This window comes from Flagellimonas sp. (assembly GCF_965233845.1).
In the GTDB taxonomy this organism is placed as follows: domain Bacteria; phylum Bacteroidota; class Bacteroidia; order Flavobacteriales; family Flavobacteriaceae; genus Flagellimonas.
This window is the reverse complement of the sequence record NZ_OZ247584.1, coordinates 2,780,964-2,798,334: the sequence shown is the minus strand read 5'-3', so window position 1 is coordinate 2,798,334 and position 17,371 is coordinate 2,780,964. Positions and strand designations below refer to the sequence as shown.

The window sequence follows — 17,371 nt, the reverse complement described above, 5'->3', positions numbered from 1 at the left end:
TTGGTTTTAAAGGGTTATACAAAAATTACAGTGATAAGCTGGATGACCAGCATCACCAAAAACTTAACAATTGTGATCATTGATTTGATTGATTTTAAGGGTTGAAAAATTGCTTTGAACCGGTTACGTTTTTTTAAGATAAAATGACAAGAATCATGTTTCCAAATTTTTGGAAGGAAATCAATATAATTGCGTACAGGATTGTAGGTAAGAAGATGAGATTGACTTTAGAATTGATGTGACTCTCTACGATGAAGTTTTAAAGTGTAAGGTTTATTTGTGATTATGGTTTGGGATTATCGTAATTGTAGGGGCTTTTTTGATCCTTTTTTGAAAACCAAGGGAGATTTTGCTTCAAAAAGGGGCTTTTTTTGTGTTTTCGTTTCCAGGAGCCAGGAGGAGTTTTATTTTTTGGAATGTGGAGACAGGTGAAAATTCACCCACTTTTTTGGGTTGATTTAGGCTTTTGACATGATTTGCAAATAAATTTCAAATCCCAAAGCTTGCAGCTTTAAATCTTCATCTATATTTACGGCAAAATTTTACCGCTTGGGAAATCTACTTTTTGTTGTTTTGGGACTTACCCTTCTTATTGTTGGAGGGAATTGGTTGTTGAAATCTGCTGTGGCCCTCTCTTTAAGATTGGCCATTCCAAAAATTGTAATTGGGATGACCATTGTTTCATTTGCTACTTCGGCTCCAGAACTAATTGTAAGCATTAAGGCTGCACTTGATGGATTCCCTGATTTGGCCCTAGGTAATGTGGTGGGTTCCAATATTGCCAATTTGGGCTTGGTATTGGCCATTACGGTTTTAATGGGCAGTATCAATGTTCGTAAGAGCTTTTATACCACGGATTGGCCAGTTATGATGGTGGCCTCACTGTTATTTGTGGGGTTTATTTACTTCGATGGGATTTTGGAACAATATGAGGGAATCATACTCGTGGTTTTCCTTTTTCTGTTTTTGATTTATTTATTAAGATTTCAAAAGCAAGCAGTTGAAGATGAAATGCCAGAAGACGATATTCCTTTACCATTATATAAAACAGTATTGTTTTTGGGTATTGGGGGAACAGCACTTTGGGGAGGTTCTGAGCTATTGATCAATGGAGCGGTGGGCATGGCCTCATCCTTGGGCGTAAGTGACCGAATCATTGGAGTGACCGTAGTTTCCGTAGGGACCAGTATTCCTGAATTAGCCGCATCCGTAGTGGCGGTACTGAAAAAAGAAAAAGCTATATCACTGGGTAACCTGATAGGCTCAAATATCTTTAACCTCTTGGCCGTTTTGGGTATCACCTCCATAATCACTCCAATAGCAGTTGTAGATCAAGGTTTATTGGGCAGCGATATTTTCTGGATGCTTGGAATTTCCTTCTTGATTTTACCTCTGGTTTTCTTTCCAAAAGGTTTACGCTTAGGATGGCGGGATGGATTGATTCTGTTGACTGTTTATACAGCTTTTGTCTATTTGACCGTAAACTAAAAAACCGCCCAGAGGACGGTTTTTTAATCATTATCAACAATTAATTCATTGGGGTCTAAACCTTGGCCGACTTTACAGTCGTAATGATTCTAGCTGCAACTTTATATGGATCTGCATTGGAAGCAGGTCTTCTGTCTTCCAACCATCCTTTCCATCCTTTTTCAACGGTAATAATTGGAATTCGAATGGATGCCCCTCTATCCGATACTCCGTAGCTGAAATCATTAATGGAAGCTGTTTCGTGAAGACCGGTCAAACGCTGGTCGTTGAACTCTCCGTAAACCGCAATGTGGTCTTTGGCCACAGGTCTGAACGCTTCACAAATTTTATCATAAGTTTCTTTGTTGCCAGCGGTTCTCAAAGTGGTATTTGAGAAGTTGGCGTGCATTCCGGAACCATTCCAATCCCCTTTGATGGGTTTTGGATGATACTCAATATAATATCCGTACTCCTCGGTCAACCTGTCCAATAAGTAACGGGCAACCCAGATTTGGTCTCCTGCATTTTTAGCACCTTTGGCAAAAATCTGGAACTCCCACTGTCCGGCAGCTACCTCTTGGTTGATTCCCTCAAAGTTCAATCCTGCCTCTATACAAAGATCGGCATGCCTTTCAACCAATTCACGGCCCCAAGTGTTTTTCCCACCAACAGAGCAGTAATACAATCCCTGGGGACCTGGATAACCACCAATTGGGAAACCTAAAGGCAATAAGGTATCCGTATCCATAATGAAATACTCTTGCTCAAACCCGAACCAGAAATCATCATTTTCATCATCAATGGTGGCTCTTGAATTTGAAGCATGCGGGGTGCCGTCTGCATTCAATACCTCGGCCATTACCAAATAACCATTCTTTCGAGCGGGATCGGGATAAATGGCTACAGGTTTCAATAAACAGTCAGAAGAACCTCCTTCAGCTTGCTGAGTAGAACTTCCATCGAAAGACCAAATAGGACAATCTTCCAATTTTCCACTAAAATCCTCTTCAATTTTAGTTTTACTTCTCATATTGGCGGTGGGCACATAACCGTCCAACCAGATGTACTCTAATTTAGATTTGCTCATAATTGCGGTCGTTATTTTGTTCTCAAATTTTTAAGAGACAAAAGTATGTTTTTCAGTTGATAATATGCATTTTGAAGGGTTAAAATCGCAATCATTACATTATAATTTCCATAACCCCCATTTTTGGTGGGGTTAAATGAAAAAAAAGTAATTTTTGAAGCATATATTATTAAATTGTTAATTGTAATTTTGTGGCTTAAACAAGTTTATCTATGTCAAACACTAGATTTGGTGCCATTGCCGAGAGTGGAAAGCGAACCCACAGAAAAGTGGAGGAAACAGGGAAAAGATCCCAACTTTTTGGGCAACAGGTGTTCAACGAGGAAAAAATGCTTCAGTTTTTGACCAAGGAAGCCTTGGAAAAAGTGAAATCGGCAATTTTTCAAGGAACCAAGATAGATCGCAAAATTGCAGACCAGGTGGCTGAAGGAATGAAAGCGTGGGCCCTGTCCATGGGAGCTACCCACTATACCCACTGGTTTCAACCATTAACTGGCTCCACAGCAGAAAAACACGATGCCTTTTTTGACATCTTACCAGATGGCAGGGCCATGGAAAAGTTTGGCGGTGCCCAGCTTGTACAACAAGAACCGGATGCTTCCAGTTTTCCAAGCGGTGGAATAAGAAATACATTTGAAGCCAGAGGATATACCGCTTGGGATCCCACCTCACCGGCGTTTATTTATAAAACTACGCTCTGTATCCCTACCATTTTTGTAGCGTATACCGGCGAGGCATTGGATAACAAAGCTCCTTTGTTGCGGGCATTGCACGCCATAGATGAAGCCGCAACCTCGGTGGCTCAGTATTTTGATAAAAATGTACGTAAGGTCTATGCCACATTGGGTTGGGAACAGGAGTATTTCTTGATAGACAAGGCTTTGGCCAAATCGCGTTTGGATTTGGTCATGACAGGAAGAACCTTGGTGGGCAATGCAGCAGCCAAAGGACAACAGCTGGATGACCATTACTTTGGGGTGATTCCCTCCCGGGCGCTCAGTTTTATGAGCGATTTGGAAAAGCAGTGCACCAAATTGGGGATTCCGGTAAAGACTAGGCATAATGAAGTAGCACCTAACCAATTTGAATTGGCTCCTGTTTTTGAGGAGGCCAACTTGTCCGTGGATCACAATCTATTATTGATGGACGTTATGGAGGAGATTGCCGATCAGCATGATTTCACGGTTTTGTTTCATGAAAAGCCATTTGCCGGGGTGAACGGTTCAGGAAAGCACAACAACTGGTCATTGGCTACGGATACCGGGGTCAATCTCTTAAGTCCGGGTTCCACACCCATGAAGAATTTGCAGTTCCTCACTTTTTTTGTGAACACTATCAAAGCGGTGGACACATATGAGGAACTTTTGCGTTCGTCCATATCTTCCGCTAGTAATGATTGTAGGTTGGGTGGTCATGAGGCTCCTCCCTCCATATTTTCCATATTTATTGGAAAACAATTGAGTGATGTACTGGATGAACTCGAAGGAGTTTCACAAGGCAAGTTATCTCCACAGGAAAAAACAGAATTGAAGCTTAATGTAGTGGGGAAAATCCCCGAAATTTTGCTGGATAACACAGATAGGAACAGAACTTCCCCTTTTGCCTTTACTGGGAACAAATTTGAGATGCGAGGGGTAGGGGCCAAGACCAACTGTGCCAAACCTATGACTATTCTAAATACCATCGTGGCCAAACAGCTCACTGACTTTAAAAAAGAAGTGGATGTTTTGATCGACAAGAAAAACTTGAAAAAGGATGAAGCCGTGTTCAACGTTTTACGGGAATATATCAAAACCTCCAAACGTATTCGGTTCGATGGGGATGGCTATGGTATTGAATGGCAAGATGAGGCAAGAAAACGCAAATTAAGTAATAACAAAAACACCCCTGAGGCACTTCAGGTGCTAACTTCCAAAAATAGTATTGCGCTGTTTAATGAAATGGATGTGTTGAGTGAGATAGAATTGAAGGCGCGTCAAGAAGTAGAATTGAAAACCTATGTTTTTCATTTACAAATTGAAGGAAGGATTCTGGGTGAAATGGTGTACAATCACATAATTCCTGCTGCAGTTAACTATCAAAACTCCCTTTTGACCAACGTTCAGGGGCTCAAGGAGATTTATGGTGCGGTCTACAACAAGGTAGCTGAAAGTCAGCTCAATATTTTGGAACAAATTGGGGAACACCTAGCAGAAATCAAGAAACAAACGGATGAAATGACTGCTGCACGGCGTCGTGCCAACGGGCTCTCCACCATCAATAAAAAAGCCCAAGCCTATTGCAACGATGTACGACCTTATTTTGAAACGATACGGGAACAATCGGATAAGTTGGAAAAGTTGGTTTCGGATGAAGTTTGGCCCTTTACCAAATATCGCGAACTTCTTTTTGCGAAGTAAATGAAGGGAACTTTGGATATCACGGATATAGAGCAAGCCCAAGCTCGGATAAGCAAGTTTGTTCATAAAACTCCCATTCTCTCCTCTTCCTTATTGAATAAATGGTTGGGGCACGAAATCTACTTTAAGGCAGAGTGTTTCCAAAAAATAGGGGCGTTCAAAGCCAGGGGAGGCTGCAATACCTTGGCTTGGTTGCTGGAGAACAGGCATCGTCCAAAACATATTGTGGCCAATAGTTCTGGAAACCACGCACAGGCCGTGGCATTTGCTGCCCATCAATTTGGAATTCCGGCGACCATTTTTATGCCGGAATACTCTTCCCAAGTCAAGATTCAAGCTACTAAATCTTATGGGGCAGAGGTGATTTTGAGCAAAACCAGGGACCTTACGGATGAGAAAGTAAGGCAGGCTGCAGCAGTTGAGGGTACGTATTGGATTCCTCCATTTAACCATGAACAGGTGATTTGTGGACAGGGAACTTCGGCCTACGAAGCCCTCAGCGAATTGGATAAAATGGACGCTGTTTTTGCCCCCTGTGGAGGTGGTGGATTGCTCTCTGGAACCCTCTTGGCGAGTCGGGGTCTTTCCCCAAAGACCCTGGTAATGGGGGTAGAACCCTTGAATGCGAATGATGCTGCTGAATCCCTTCGGCAAGGCACGATTCAAAGGTTAGCGTCAGTACCAAACACCTTGGCAGATGGTGCAATGACCATGGCGGTGGGTGATGTCACTTTTGAATACCTCAAACAACTGGATGCCTTTTATGAGGTGGATGAAGAAAAGATGATTTACTGGACCCAATGGCTTACTCATCTGCTCAAATGTAGGATTGAGCCAACCAGTGCCATGACCATGGCTGGAGTATGTGAGTGGTTGAAGGGAGCTTCGGCCCAAAAAAAGGTTTTGGTTATACTGTCTGGGGGAAATATAGATCAACCAACAACCCATAAAATCTGGGAGAACGATTATTTGGGTCATCTACCTTCCTTACTTCAATAAAATTGTGGACTGCAAATAATAGCGAAAGGGAATCAGTTTTGCTATTTTTGCGCAAAATCCAACTATGTCCTCAGATACTAGTAAAAGATATGCCCAAAGAGGGGTTTCAGCTTCCAAGGAAGATGTGCACAATGCCATCAAGAATATAGACAAAGGACTCTTCCCCAAAGCGTTTTGCAAAATTGTGCCCGATTATCTTACGGGCAGTGATGAACACTGTTTGGTGATGCACGCGGATGGGGCGGGAACAAAATCTTCTTTAGCCTATATGTACTGGAAAGAAACTGGGGATATTTCTGTGTGGAAAGGGATTGCCCAGGACGCCTTGATCATGAATGTGGATGACCTTATCTGCGTGGGCGCAACGGATGACATCATGCTTTCTTCCACCATAGGTCGTAACAAAAACCTGATTCCAGGGGAGGTTATTTCGGCGATTATCAATGGTACGGAAGAATTAATTTCCGATTTGGGCCAACATGGCATCACCATTCACTCCACGGGTGGCGAGACCGCTGATGTTGGGGATTTGGTCCGAACCATTATTGTGGATTCTACGGTAACGGCTCGGATGAGAAGAGATAAGGTCATTGATAATGCCAATATCAAAGCTGGAGATGTTATCGTAGGGCTGGCTTCCTATGGTCAGGCAAGCTACGAGTCTGACTACAATGGTGGAATGGGAAGCAATGGGCTTACTTCTGCCCGTCATGACGTTTTTGCCAAATATCTTGCGGCTAAATATCCGGAAAGTTTTGATGCTGCCGTTCCCGATGAACTGGTATATTCTGGAAATACCAAACTAACGGATTCGGTTTCAGATGCTCCTCTGGATGCTGGGAAACTGGTCTTGTCTCCAACCCGAACCTATGCCCCCATTGTTAAACAAATATTGGAGCGGTTCACTTCAGAAGAAATACACGGCATGGTACATTGCAGTGGAGGTGCCCAAACCAAAATTCTTCATTTTGTTGAGAACCTGCATATCATCAAGGACCATATGTTCCCTATTCCTCCCTTGTTTAAATTGATACAGGAGCAATCCGGGACGGATTGGAAGGAAATGTACCAGGTTTTCAATTGCGGTCATCGGTTGGAACTTTATGTGGATGAGCGGGTTGCAAGCGAGATTATGGCCATTTCCCAAAGTTTTGATGTTGATGCCCAAATCATTGGAAGGGTAGAAAAGTCCAATGGTAAAAAACTGACCATCCAAAGCGAGTTTGGCAAGTTTGAATATTAGCATACGAATCCACCTAAAATAGCGTTCTTTCTATAAACCCCACGCTATGGAAAGAAAAGATTTTCTGCGGAGTTTGGGCGCCGGTGCCGCATTTGCCCTTACTTTTCCCTGTTTAAACGGATGTTCAACAGATTCTGAGAATCTGGAACAATTTCCAGAACCGGACGGAGTGGATTTTACCATAGACCTCACTTCAACTGATGCAGCTCCATTGGCCAACAACGGAGGATTTATTTTGGTGAAATCGAGTCCAAGTTTGGGCTATACCGATATCGTTGTTGCTCGGAACTTGGAAGGTAATTTAATTGCTGCAAGCCAAATCTGTAGCCACCAACAAACGGAAGAGGTGCGTTTTATCTCTGAGGATGGGGGAATATTCAGATGTTCTACCCATGGTTCCAGGTTTGACCAAGATGGAACCCCGCTGAATTCGGTAACCAGCAACCCGCTGAAGGTGTTCAATACAGAACTAAACGGCTCCACACTAAGGGTTTTTGAATAGTTCTGGCAAAAATTACTGCATCTATGAGACAATTATTGATCATAATGGGCTGTTTGTGGTTTGGTTCACTCCAAGCCCAAGACTGGCAGGACAGTTTTGAAGATGCATTGGCTTTGGCCAATGACCAGGACAAGCCCATCGTTTTGGTGTTTTCAGGTTCGGACTGGTGCGGCCCCTGTATTCGTTTAAAACGAGGCATTTTGGATTCTGAAGATTTCAGTGCTTATGCCAAGGATCATTATGTGCTATACAATGCCGATTTTCCCAGAAAGAAAAAGAACCAATTGCCAGAACATAAGTTAAATGAAAATAAATCCCTTTTTGCTGAGTATAACCCCAAAGGATATTTTCCATTGGTAGTGGTCTTGGATAAGAACCAAAAAGTCCTGGGCAAGACTGGTTTCAACAGGAAAGCTTCCCCGAAGGATTATATTGCTTTGCTAGATGGATTTGTCCAATGAAAAAGCCACTCCTCTTTTGTTGGGTGTTGCTAGGTTTTCTGTCGTTTGGACAGCAAAGCCAGGATGTTACCGTAAAGCGGGTGATGAAGTTGATGGGAACCCGGTTTGAGATTACTGTGGTGGCTCCCAATGAGGATATCGGCTACATCAACATAGATGAGGCCGTTTCAGAAATTGAGCGTATTGAAAAACTAATTTCCTCCTGGGACGAGGCTTCTGAAACCTCCTTGATCAATAAAAATGCTGGTATTAAGCCTGTTAAGGTGAGTTCCGAGCTCTTTGGACTTATAGAACGGGCCAAGAAAATATCAGAGATTACCGATGGAGCTTTTGATATATCCTATGCATCCATGGATAATATTTGGAAGTTTGATGGAACCATGAACCGCGCTCCTTCGGAAAAAGCCATTGCGCTTTCCATTTCCAAAATAGGATACCAAAAGATAATCTTGGACCATGATGAGCAAACGGTCTTCCTTTCGGAAGCAGGTATGCGTATAGGTTTTGGAGCCATTGGAAAGGGATACGCCGCGGACAGGGCCAAGGAGCTGCTTGTATCCAAACAGGTTAAAGGAGGGATCATCAATGCTTCGGGGGATCTTACCACTTGGGGAACCAAGACTACTGGAGAAAAGTGGCTGGTGGGAATTGCCAATCCGTTGAGCAAGGAGAAGGTATTTAGTTGGTTGCCTGTGATTGAATCTTCGGTGGCTACCTCGGGAAATTACGAAAAGTACATAGTGCTCAACGGGAAAAAATACTCGCATATCATTGATCCGCGATTGGGGTACCCAACTTCGGGCATACACAGTGTGTCTGTCTTTGCCAAACATGCCGAGCTCTGTGATGCCTTGGCCACTGCGGTTTTTATCATGGGCAAGGACAGCGGTATCCACCTGATCAATCAGATTGATGGGGTGGAAGTAGTCGTTGTGGATTCTGATAACAAGATCCATAAGAGTACAGGAATTTTGTTCGATAACAATCCTTAATTTTAGGTATGGACAGACTTTTTTTATTGTTGATTGTTTTAAGCATGTTCAGTTCCTGCGTTGTGGTCAGGGAATATGACAAAGTATATCTTTCGGATGCAGAGATGAATCTGGGCTCGCGGCCTTGTGAACGCTTTGAAACCAATTTTCAATTTTATAGGGAGGCATCAGCAGGAGCAAATGGAGGTAAAACCGGAGGCGGATGTGGATGCAATTGATAAATGAAAATGGAAAATTGAAAATGATTTTCTCCATTGATCGAACAATCCAACAATCCAACAATCGGGCAATCCTGGTTTTACTTCTGCTCGGATTGTTTACAGCTACTTGTTGGTCCCAACAAACCAATACGTCCTATGCCAAAAAAGTCTTGGAAACCAGTGAAGTGGATCTGCTCTTCAGTTACTATGAGCAAGACGGGAACAATGCTGCTGTTACTGGGGGGGAGGGAACCGAAGAACTAACTGATGCCACATCCAGTATTGTACTTCGCATGCCGATGAACGCGGATGATGTGCTTACCATAGATGTGGGATTATCGGCCTACACTTCTGCGTCGTCCAGTAATGTGAATCCATTGGATGGAGGCAATGTCAACGCAACTGTGTTTGATGCTTCCTCTGGCGAGTCTAGAAAGGATTTGTTGGCCTATGTCAACCCTAGCTATCAACATAGCTCCAAAGACAGGAATGCCATTTGGAGTGCCGACCTATATTTCTCTACCGAATACGATTATTTTTCCTTTGGTTTTGGAGGGAGTTATACGAGACTTTTCAATGAGAAAAACACAGAATTAACCGTAGGGGGACAGGTGTATTTAGATAAATGGAACGCTATTTATCCCATTGAACTTCGTTCTGGTTTTTTTGATGACCGCATAACTGGTAACGGAACCTATAACCCCAATTTTTCGGAATTTGATTCTGAAACGCGGAATTCGTATTCCCTTTCCCTAAGCTTTTCGCAAATCCTGACCAAGAAAATGCAGGGTGCCCTATTTGTGGATTTAGTGCGCCAGGATGGCTTGCTAAGCACTCCTTTTCAGCGGGTACATTTTGGGGATGAGGAGGACTTTTTTATAGATGACTTTCAACTGGCGGATGATGTGGAGCGCTTGCCGGATTCCCGTTTTAAGCTTCCAATCGGGGGGCGTTTGAACTATTATCTGAACGATTTTTTGATATTACGCTCCTACTATCGCTATTATTGGGATGATTGGGGCATCACATCGCATACGGCCAGTTTGGAGGTTCCCATCAAGCTTACGGATAAATTCACCTTGTATCCCACCTATCGATTTTATAGCCAATCCGCTGCAGACTATTTCTATCCGAAGGAAGGGGCATTGTCCACTTTTTCCTTTTATACCTCAGACTATGATTTGTCCCAATACAATGCCCATCAGTATGGTTTGGGGGTGCAGTACAAGGACATTTTTGCCAATACCAAGGTGTTCACTTTTGGACTTAAGACCATCGATTTAAGATTCAACCAGTATGATCGTAGTGATGGACTCAATGCCTCTATTATTACTTTGGGAACCACTTTCATTGGGAATTGAGGACCTCTTTAGCACCAAATGAATCCAATCAAATGTTGTAAATTCGCATCTTAACGCGGATTGATTTATGCTAGACAAACTCAACATAGTTAAACAACGTTTCGATGAGGTTTCCGACCTGATCATTCAACCTGATATTATTGCGGATCAAAAGCGATATGTAAAGCTCAATAAGGAGTACAAAGACCTTAAGTTGTTAGTGGACAAGAGGGAACAGTACATTGCTTTTACCAACAACATTTCGGAAGCGGAGGAGATTATTGCAGATGGGAGTGATGCAGAAATGGTGGAAATGGCCAAAATGCAATTGGATGAGGCTAAGGAAGGACTCCCCAAATTGGAGGAGGAAATCAAGTTCTTACTAATTCCGAAAGACCCAGAGGATGAAAAGGATGTGGTGATGGAGATCAGAGCTGGAACTGGTGGGGATGAAGCCAGTATTTTTGCTGGGGACCTGTACCGAATGTATGCCAAATATTGTGAATCCAAAGGATGGAAGACCAATATCATCGATTTAAATGAGGGAACCAGTGGAGGGTATAAGGAAATCCACTTTGAAGTTAGCGGAGATGATGTGTATGGTACCTTAAAGTTTGAAGCTGGGGTACACCGAGTACAGCGTGTTCCACAGACCGAAACCCAGGGAAGGGTACATACCAGCGCCGCCACAGTTATGGTAATTCCAGAGGCTGAAGATTTTGATGTCCAGATAGACCCAAAGGATGTTCGGATTGATTTTTTCTGTTCCTCTGGACCAGGAGGGCAATCTGTAAATACCACCTATTCGGCGGTTCGTTTAACGCACGTGCCAACAGGATTGGTGGCGCAGTGCCAGGATCAAAAATCGCAGCATAAGAACAAGGAGAAGGCGTTTAAGGTGCTTCGGTCCAGATTGTATGATTTGGAGTTGGCCAAAAAGCAGGAAGAAGATGCCGCCAAACGTAATTCGCAGGTGAGTAGTGGAGACCGTTCGGCCAAGATTAGGACGTATAACTATCCTCAAGGCAGGGTGACCGATCATAGAATTGGCCTGACTTTGTACGATTTGCAGAATATCATTAACGGGGACGTTCAAAAGATCATAGACGAATTGATGTTGGTAGAGAATACGGAAAAGTTAAAAGAAGCTTCGGAGATTTTTTAGGGTTCAATAATCAATAATCAATAACCAATGACCAATAATCTGTAGTCTGAGGTTTGAGGTTAGAAAAGTAGTGTCCTTCAGGTAAATCAGCCCACGTGCAAGCGATAGCATTAGTATGAAAATAGAACATTTAATTTCCCAAATCCATAAAAAGAACTCCTTCCTATGCGTGGGCCTGGATACGGATCTGGATAAGATTCCAAAACATCTTCTGTCCCAAGAAGACCCAATCTTTGCTTTCAATAAGTCAATAATTGATGCTACCCATGAATACTGTGTGGCTTATAAGCCAAACATTGCCTTTTATGAGGCCTATGGCCTGGAAGGGTGGAAGTCCTTGGAACGGACGATGGACTACCTCAATGAACACTATCCTGAAATGTTTACCATTGCGGATGCCAAGCGGGGTGACATTGGGAATACATCCACCAGATATGCCAAGGCTTTTTTTGAAACCCTAAACTTTGACTCCATTACCATAGCGCCCTATATGGGTAGGGATTCTGTTGAACCCTTTTTGGCGTTTCAGGATAAGCATACCATTTTATTGGCATTGACCTCCAATCAGGGGGCTTATGATTTTCAGACCCAAAAAATTGAGGGTAGAGAGCTGTACAAGACAGTTTTGGAGGTTTCCAAGGAGTATAAAAATGCTGAGAACTTGATGTATGTTGTAGGGGCCACCAAGGCAGAATTCCTAAAAGAAATTAGGGAGATAATTCCAGAGCAGTTTTTATTGGTGCCAGGGGTAGGGGCGCAAGGAGGGAGCTTGCAAGAAGTTTGTAAGTATGGGATGGCGTCCAATGTGGGGCTCTTGGTAAATTCCTCCAGGGGAATTTTATATGCATCCCAAGATGAAGATTTTGCGGACAAAGCCGCAATCCAAGCCAAGTCTATTCAACAAGACATGGAGGTTGAACTACAAAGGCTCAATGGCGTCTAGGCCAATTGCTCAAGTACTTTTTTGATACTTTGGGCCTTGCGCTTAAAAAATTCACCCAAGTTGGTATTGATGTAGGCCGCATCCGCCGCCATTTCAATAAACTTCTGATACCTAAATTCCAAGACTGTAATAGCTTGGTTTCCGCTTGTGATCGGGGTCACTGCCCCAACTCTGCAATACTGATTTTTCATTTTTAAGATTTGTTATAACAAAGATACGTTCAAAAACAGGCTTTAGATCATCAGATTAACAGGTATTCACCTATAAATCAGGTACTTTATCTAAAATTTAACATAGAGGTAAGGGAGGCCCCGCTATTCGTATACCCTATTGGCTAAATTTTAACGTATTTTGACCATGATCATTTAACAACTCAAACCCAATAAGATGCAACTAAAGAACTATTTGTTGGTATTGGCCATACTTGCCATTGGCCATTTATCGGCACAAAATGCAGACTCCTGTAACTGCTGCACCGAAAATCACAAGGCTTTTGATTTTTGGATTGGAGAATGGACAGTCTCCAATGCCACCAACGGAAATCCGGCTGGAAAGAGCAAGATTTCCCAAGAAGAAGGGGGGTGCGTCATTCGCGAAAACTGGACCAGTGCTACTTCCGGTTATACAGGAACCAGTCTTAACTTTTACAATGCGACAAAAGAAAGGTGGGAACAACTTTGGATAGATAACAGCGGAGCATATCTAAAACTTAAAGGAGAGAGAATGGGAAATCAGATGATTCTTTCATCGGACCCTTTTGATAGGGATGGAAAAATGCTCACCAATCGAATCACCTGGACGGCCAATGAAGATGGAACGGTAAGACAACTTTGGGAAATCTTGGAGGGTGAAAAGGTGGTGAATACAGCTTTTGACGGGATATATAGAAAAGAATAAACAGCCCAAAGCGTGATTGATGACTAATTCAAATGTGTACCTAATGAGACCTTTTGGGAGGTTGTTTGCCAGGACTGTTTATTACATTAAAGTTGGAAAACTGTAGGTCACTTTAGGCTAAATCTGATAAACCTTTACCTTCCCCGATTTAAGATTACTCGGTATTTAGATTCGTAAAATACTCTTCTGGTATTGCGAGGGTGTAAGCTGGGTGTCTTTTTTGAAAGCTTTGTTAAAGGTAACCTTGTTGTTATAACCCACTTCATAAGCCACATTGATAATATTGAGTCTTCGGGACTTGTCTTCCACCAAAAGTTGCTTTGCTTCCTTGATGCGATACATGTTCACAAATTCATGAAAGCTAACATTGAAGTGCTCATTAATGATTTGGGAGGTATTATGTCGCGTGGTATTGAGTTTTTGTGCCACCATGTCCAAACTAATGTTGTTTTCCTTGTAGATTCTTTCGTGGGTAAACAGATAAATCAGGTTTTCCTTGAGTTCCAATGAAAGGCTCGGGGTGAGCCCGGATTTTTCATATTTGGGGAACAGGCGGTTGGTGTAATCGTACGCACCGCTGAAGACATCTGGCTGGATGTTGGCGGAATAACCCACGTACAGTACCATTAATGCCATTGAGGCCGCGGAGATATCGAACAAAAGTCCAGAAGAAATTTCGTTGGCAATCAAAATTCCATAAGCGGTATAGGTGATCACGTAAAAAATATGGATGTGATAAACATTTTTTTGCCAAATCTGATTTTTTGATTGCAAGAGTTTTTCCCGCTTCCCACGCCTGTACACTTTACCAATAAAGTATCCATAGACGGTCAAGGAGAGAATTTTTAAAACTACCAGTAAGACAAGTTTGGACGAATCTTGTGGATTTAGACCGTGCTGCACCCTTGATAGCATCCATTGAATCTTGGTTTCACAAGTGTACGCGTATACTGTGAAGCTCAAATAGCCTATTAGTATAACCGTGGGTATCAAATGCAAAAGGTCTCGGGCTTTAAACCGATACTTTTGAATGGTGGATTTGAAATAAAGATACAGTAGGGGGCCATATAGAAATGAGGCCCAAGTGGACATTAGATAGGTATGCGGATACTGAAAATAGTAGTTAGATCGATTTATGGCAATATGCAGGATAAAAAATGAATGCAGAAAAATAAAGGTAGCTATCAAAAATCTGGACGGTTTGTGTATTTGCCGGTTGAAACAAATTAGGAAGACCACATAAAAGCCGATTAGGGCCACAAATAAATACAGCAAAGACCAGGAAGTAACTTTGGGAATTACCTTTTCTGAAATATTCTTGAACTCCTCAGTTTTTCTTATAGGGTCAAACCCTTCGTTCAGTAGAAAATTGGGATTGAATTCTACTTGGAGATATTCATTAAGCGTATACGTGGATTCTTCAGGATGCTCCAAAGCAGCTTTGCTGAGCGCAATCCTTTTCAGTACATGGGTCTTTTCAGCAGTATCGTTATCCAGGTTTTTTTCATAAATGGATAAAGCCTTTTTATACCTATGAATATTGTAGTAGTAATCTGCCCATTCCAAGGAATCCTGAAGGGCAAGGTGAAGAGGAGTTCGGGTTAAATTGGAGGTGTTGCCGTTCAGGTTCGCCAAGCATGAGGTGCATGACACAACAACCAGAAATACAAAGAAGCCCAACCGTCCCATGTGATGATTAGTGAATTAGCCTTTCTTGAAATTACCAAATATGTTAACTTGAATTGTTAAAAAAAATTTAAAAACCGTAAATCCCGATAATAATTTACCTTTTGTAATTGCGTTTGAATAAGGTTTTACTACAGAAAATCACCTTGATCTATTGAGTCCATCTAAAATGAAAAAACCGGTGCATGCACCGGTTTAAACTAACTAACTCAAAAAAATGCTAACTCAGATAACTTGCTACAAAACTCTTTTTTAACCTTTGAACCTAGGTTAATTTAACTTTAGGATTTTGTTAAAATTGTCTTGATAGTGTTGTTATAGTAACGATAAATGACAAAACTTATTGCATTATTATGAAAATTTTAGCATTAATCTTGCAAAGCAAATACCTTTTTTAACAATTCTGTCGTTCTAGATGAAATATTTGTACGAATTTTCTTTTCTTCCAATGCTATCATGGTGTACACTCCTTCCAAAGCTTCCTTGGTAGTATAATCTGTTAAATCAGGATTTACGTCAGTGGTTAGGGGTAAGCCATTGTATTTGGTAATAATGTTCCTCCAAATCTCATCTGCACCAACTTTTTTAAAGGACTGTTCAATTACCGGATTGAATTTGTTGTATAGCTTGGTCGAAGTTGAACTTTCCAAAAAGGAGGTTGCCGCATTATCCGCACCCAGCAAAATTTTTCGGGCATCCTCAAAACTAATCCCCTTGACCGCATCCACAAAAATGGGAATGGATTTATCCACGGCGTCTTCCGCGGCCCGGTTGATAACGCGCAAACCTTCATCGGCCAAATTTCCCAATCCCACATCCCTTAGGGCTTTGTCCACTTTTTTCAGCTCTTCCGGAAGTAGAATCTTGACCAATTCATTTTTGAAAAACCCGTCCATTGAGGCTAATTTGTTGACCTGCTTTTCAATCCCTTGATTTAACGCTTCCTTGAGAGCTTGGGCTATCTCGGCATTACCCACGGTCCCCTGCGGAAGTTGGTTTACAACTTGTTGAAGTTCTGTGCACCCAACCAATTGAAATAGCAGTACGCACAACAATAATCGTTTCATGTTTCAGTGTTTTATAGTTGAAGTTAAGTTACAGCTAAACTTCTATAAATCAAGTGGAATGAAATAATTTATGAAAAAATCACTGTCTTGTTATTGTAGACAATGGTCTTTCGGGCCACATGTAAATGGACAGCCCTGGATAATACAATCTTTTCAAGATCTCGGCCTTTGGCAATGAAATCCTTTATGGAATGGGAATGTGATACCGTGGTAACGTCCTGCTCAATGATTGGGCCCGCATCCAATTCTTCCGTTACATAGTGGCTGGTGGCACCAATAATCTTTACGCCTCTTTCAAATGCGGCATGGTAAGGTCTGGCTCCGGCAAAAGCAGGCAAAAATGAGTGGTGGATATTTATAATTTTATGGGGAAAAACGTCAATTACTTTCGGAGACACAATTTGCATGTAACGGGCAAGCACGATAAAATCAACCTTATGTTGCTTTAAAAGTTGTAGTTGTTCTTCTTCCGCACTTTCCCTAATGTCTTTGTTGAAGGGTACATGAAAGTAGGGGATATCAAACTGATCTGCTATATAAGCCAAATCGGGATGGTTACTTAAAATAAAGGGAATGTCCACCTGGAGTTCGCCAGAATTATAACGGCTTAACAGATCGTATAAACAATGGTTGTATTTGGAAACAAAAATGGCCATTTTGGGTTTTATCCCATCTTCATAAATGCCCCATTTCATTTGATAGCTTTGGGCCAATTCCCCATCAAAGTCGCTTTTAAACTTGGGTACATCAATACCCTGTTCAAATTCACTCTCCAAACGCATAAAGAACACCCCTGCTTCTTTGTCCACATGTTGGTCCAAATAAATAATGTTGCCCTTTTTCTTGTGGATGAATCGGGTTACGGAACTTATGATACCTGGTTGGTCGGCGCAGTGAATAAGTATGGTAAGCTTCATGCTCTT

17 protein-coding genes are annotated in these 17,371 nt (G+C 42.1%); 12 read left to right on the top strand and 5 right to left on the bottom strand.

Annotated elements, in window-relative coordinates; translation table 11 throughout:
* Nucleotides 1-549 precede the first annotated feature (549 nt).
* Nucleotides 550-1,488, top strand: a complete 939-nt coding sequence (locus ACO6S0_RS12410; RefSeq protein ID WP_422348680.1) for a calcium/sodium antiporter — start codon at nt 550-552, stop codon at nt 1,486-1,488.
* Between the two features lie 55 nt (nt 1,489-1,543).
* Here the strand turns inward: ACO6S0_RS12410 and ACO6S0_RS12405 are convergent, their stop codons facing one another.
* The gene (locus ACO6S0_RS12405; RefSeq protein WP_422348679.1) at nt 1,544-2,554 is read right to left on the bottom strand and encodes a glutamine synthetase beta-grasp domain-containing protein; all 1,011 of its coding nucleotides are present in this window, start codon (nt 2,552-2,554) and stop codon (nt 1,544-1,546) included.
* A 212-nt stretch (nt 2,555-2,766) separates the two neighbouring features.
* Between ACO6S0_RS12405 and ACO6S0_RS12400 the strand changes: the two genes are divergently transcribed.
* The 10 genes from ACO6S0_RS12400 to pyrF all read left to right on the top strand — a co-directional run bounded on the left by ACO6S0_RS12400 (nt 2,767) and on the right by pyrF (nt 12,798).
* Nucleotides 2,767-4,953 (top strand): glutamine synthetase III, encoded by a 2,187-nt coding sequence (locus ACO6S0_RS12400; RefSeq protein WP_422348678.1) that lies wholly within the window; start codon nt 2,767-2,769, stop codon nt 4,951-4,953.
* Nucleotides 4,954-5,952 (top strand): serine/threonine dehydratase, encoded by a 999-nt coding sequence (locus ACO6S0_RS12395; RefSeq protein WP_422348677.1) that lies wholly within the window; start codon nt 4,954-4,956, stop codon nt 5,950-5,952.
* A gap of 64 nt (nt 5,953-6,016) precedes the next feature.
* Complete coding sequence (locus ACO6S0_RS12390; protein ID WP_422348676.1) at nt 6,017-7,195, top strand: AIR synthase related protein; 1,179 nt, start codon at nt 6,017-6,019, stop codon at nt 7,193-7,195.
* 46 nt (nt 7,196-7,241) lie between these two features.
* The gene (locus ACO6S0_RS12385) at nt 7,242-7,697 is read left to right on the top strand and encodes a ubiquinol-cytochrome c reductase iron-sulfur subunit (RefSeq protein ID WP_422348675.1); all 456 of its coding nucleotides are present in this window, start codon (nt 7,242-7,244) and stop codon (nt 7,695-7,697) included.
* A gap of 23 nt (nt 7,698-7,720) precedes the next feature.
* Complete coding sequence (locus ACO6S0_RS12380) at nt 7,721-8,158, top strand: thioredoxin family protein (RefSeq protein ID WP_422348674.1); 438 nt, start codon at nt 7,721-7,723, stop codon at nt 8,156-8,158.
* Nucleotides 8,155-9,150 (top strand): FAD:protein FMN transferase, encoded by a 996-nt coding sequence (locus ACO6S0_RS12375; protein ID WP_422348673.1) that lies wholly within the window; start codon nt 8,155-8,157, stop codon nt 9,148-9,150. The genes ACO6S0_RS12380 and ACO6S0_RS12375 overlap by 4 nt, the downstream gene beginning before the upstream one ends.
* Before the next feature lie 8 nt (nt 9,151-9,158).
* Nucleotides 9,159-9,368, top strand: coding sequence for a DUF4266 domain-containing protein (locus ACO6S0_RS12370; protein ID WP_422348672.1), 210 nt, complete (start codon nt 9,159-9,161; stop codon nt 9,366-9,368).
* Nucleotides 9,359-10,711, top strand: a complete 1,353-nt coding sequence (locus ACO6S0_RS12365; protein WP_422348671.1) for a DUF3570 domain-containing protein — start codon at nt 9,359-9,361, stop codon at nt 10,709-10,711. The genes ACO6S0_RS12370 and ACO6S0_RS12365 overlap by 10 nt, the downstream gene beginning before the upstream one ends.
* Before the next feature lie 67 nt (nt 10,712-10,778).
* On the top strand, nt 10,779-11,855 hold the full coding sequence (prfA, locus tag ACO6S0_RS12360; RefSeq protein WP_422348670.1) for a peptide chain release factor 1: 1,077 nt from the start codon (nt 10,779-10,781) through the stop codon (nt 11,853-11,855).
* A gap of 115 nt (nt 11,856-11,970) precedes the next feature.
* On the top strand, nt 11,971-12,798 hold the full coding sequence (gene pyrF / locus ACO6S0_RS12355; RefSeq protein WP_422348669.1) for an orotidine-5'-phosphate decarboxylase: 828 nt from the start codon (nt 11,971-11,973) through the stop codon (nt 12,796-12,798).
* Here the strand turns inward: pyrF and ACO6S0_RS12350 are convergent.
* Entirely contained in the window at nt 12,795-12,989 is a 195-nt protein-coding gene (locus ACO6S0_RS12350; RefSeq protein ID WP_420400435.1) for a hypothetical protein, read from the bottom strand. The two genes, pyrF and ACO6S0_RS12350, sit on opposite strands and share 4 nt — an antisense overlap.
* Before the next feature lie 196 nt (nt 12,990-13,185).
* Between ACO6S0_RS12350 and ACO6S0_RS12345 the strand changes: the two genes are divergently transcribed.
* The gene (locus ACO6S0_RS12345) at nt 13,186-13,695 is read left to right on the top strand and encodes a hypothetical protein (protein WP_421721944.1); all 510 of its coding nucleotides are present in this window, start codon (nt 13,186-13,188) and stop codon (nt 13,693-13,695) included.
* Between the two features lie 165 nt (nt 13,696-13,860).
* Here ACO6S0_RS12345 and ACO6S0_RS12340 read toward each other — a convergent pair whose 3' ends face one another.
* From ACO6S0_RS12340 to purU, 3 genes are all read right to left on the bottom strand, one after another.
* On the bottom strand, nt 13,861-15,384 hold the full coding sequence (locus tag ACO6S0_RS12340) for a helix-turn-helix domain-containing protein (protein WP_422348668.1): 1,524 nt from the start codon (nt 15,382-15,384) through the stop codon (nt 13,861-13,863).
* Between the two features lie 365 nt (nt 15,385-15,749).
* Nucleotides 15,750-16,448, bottom strand: a complete 699-nt coding sequence (locus ACO6S0_RS12335; protein WP_421721946.1) for a DUF4197 domain-containing protein — start codon at nt 16,446-16,448, stop codon at nt 15,750-15,752.
* A 68-nt stretch (nt 16,449-16,516) separates the two neighbouring features.
* Nucleotides 16,517-17,365 (bottom strand): formyltetrahydrofolate deformylase, encoded by an 849-nt coding sequence (gene purU, locus ACO6S0_RS12330; protein ID WP_421721947.1) that lies wholly within the window; start codon nt 17,363-17,365, stop codon nt 16,517-16,519.
* Nucleotides 17,366-17,371 lie beyond the last annotated feature (6 nt).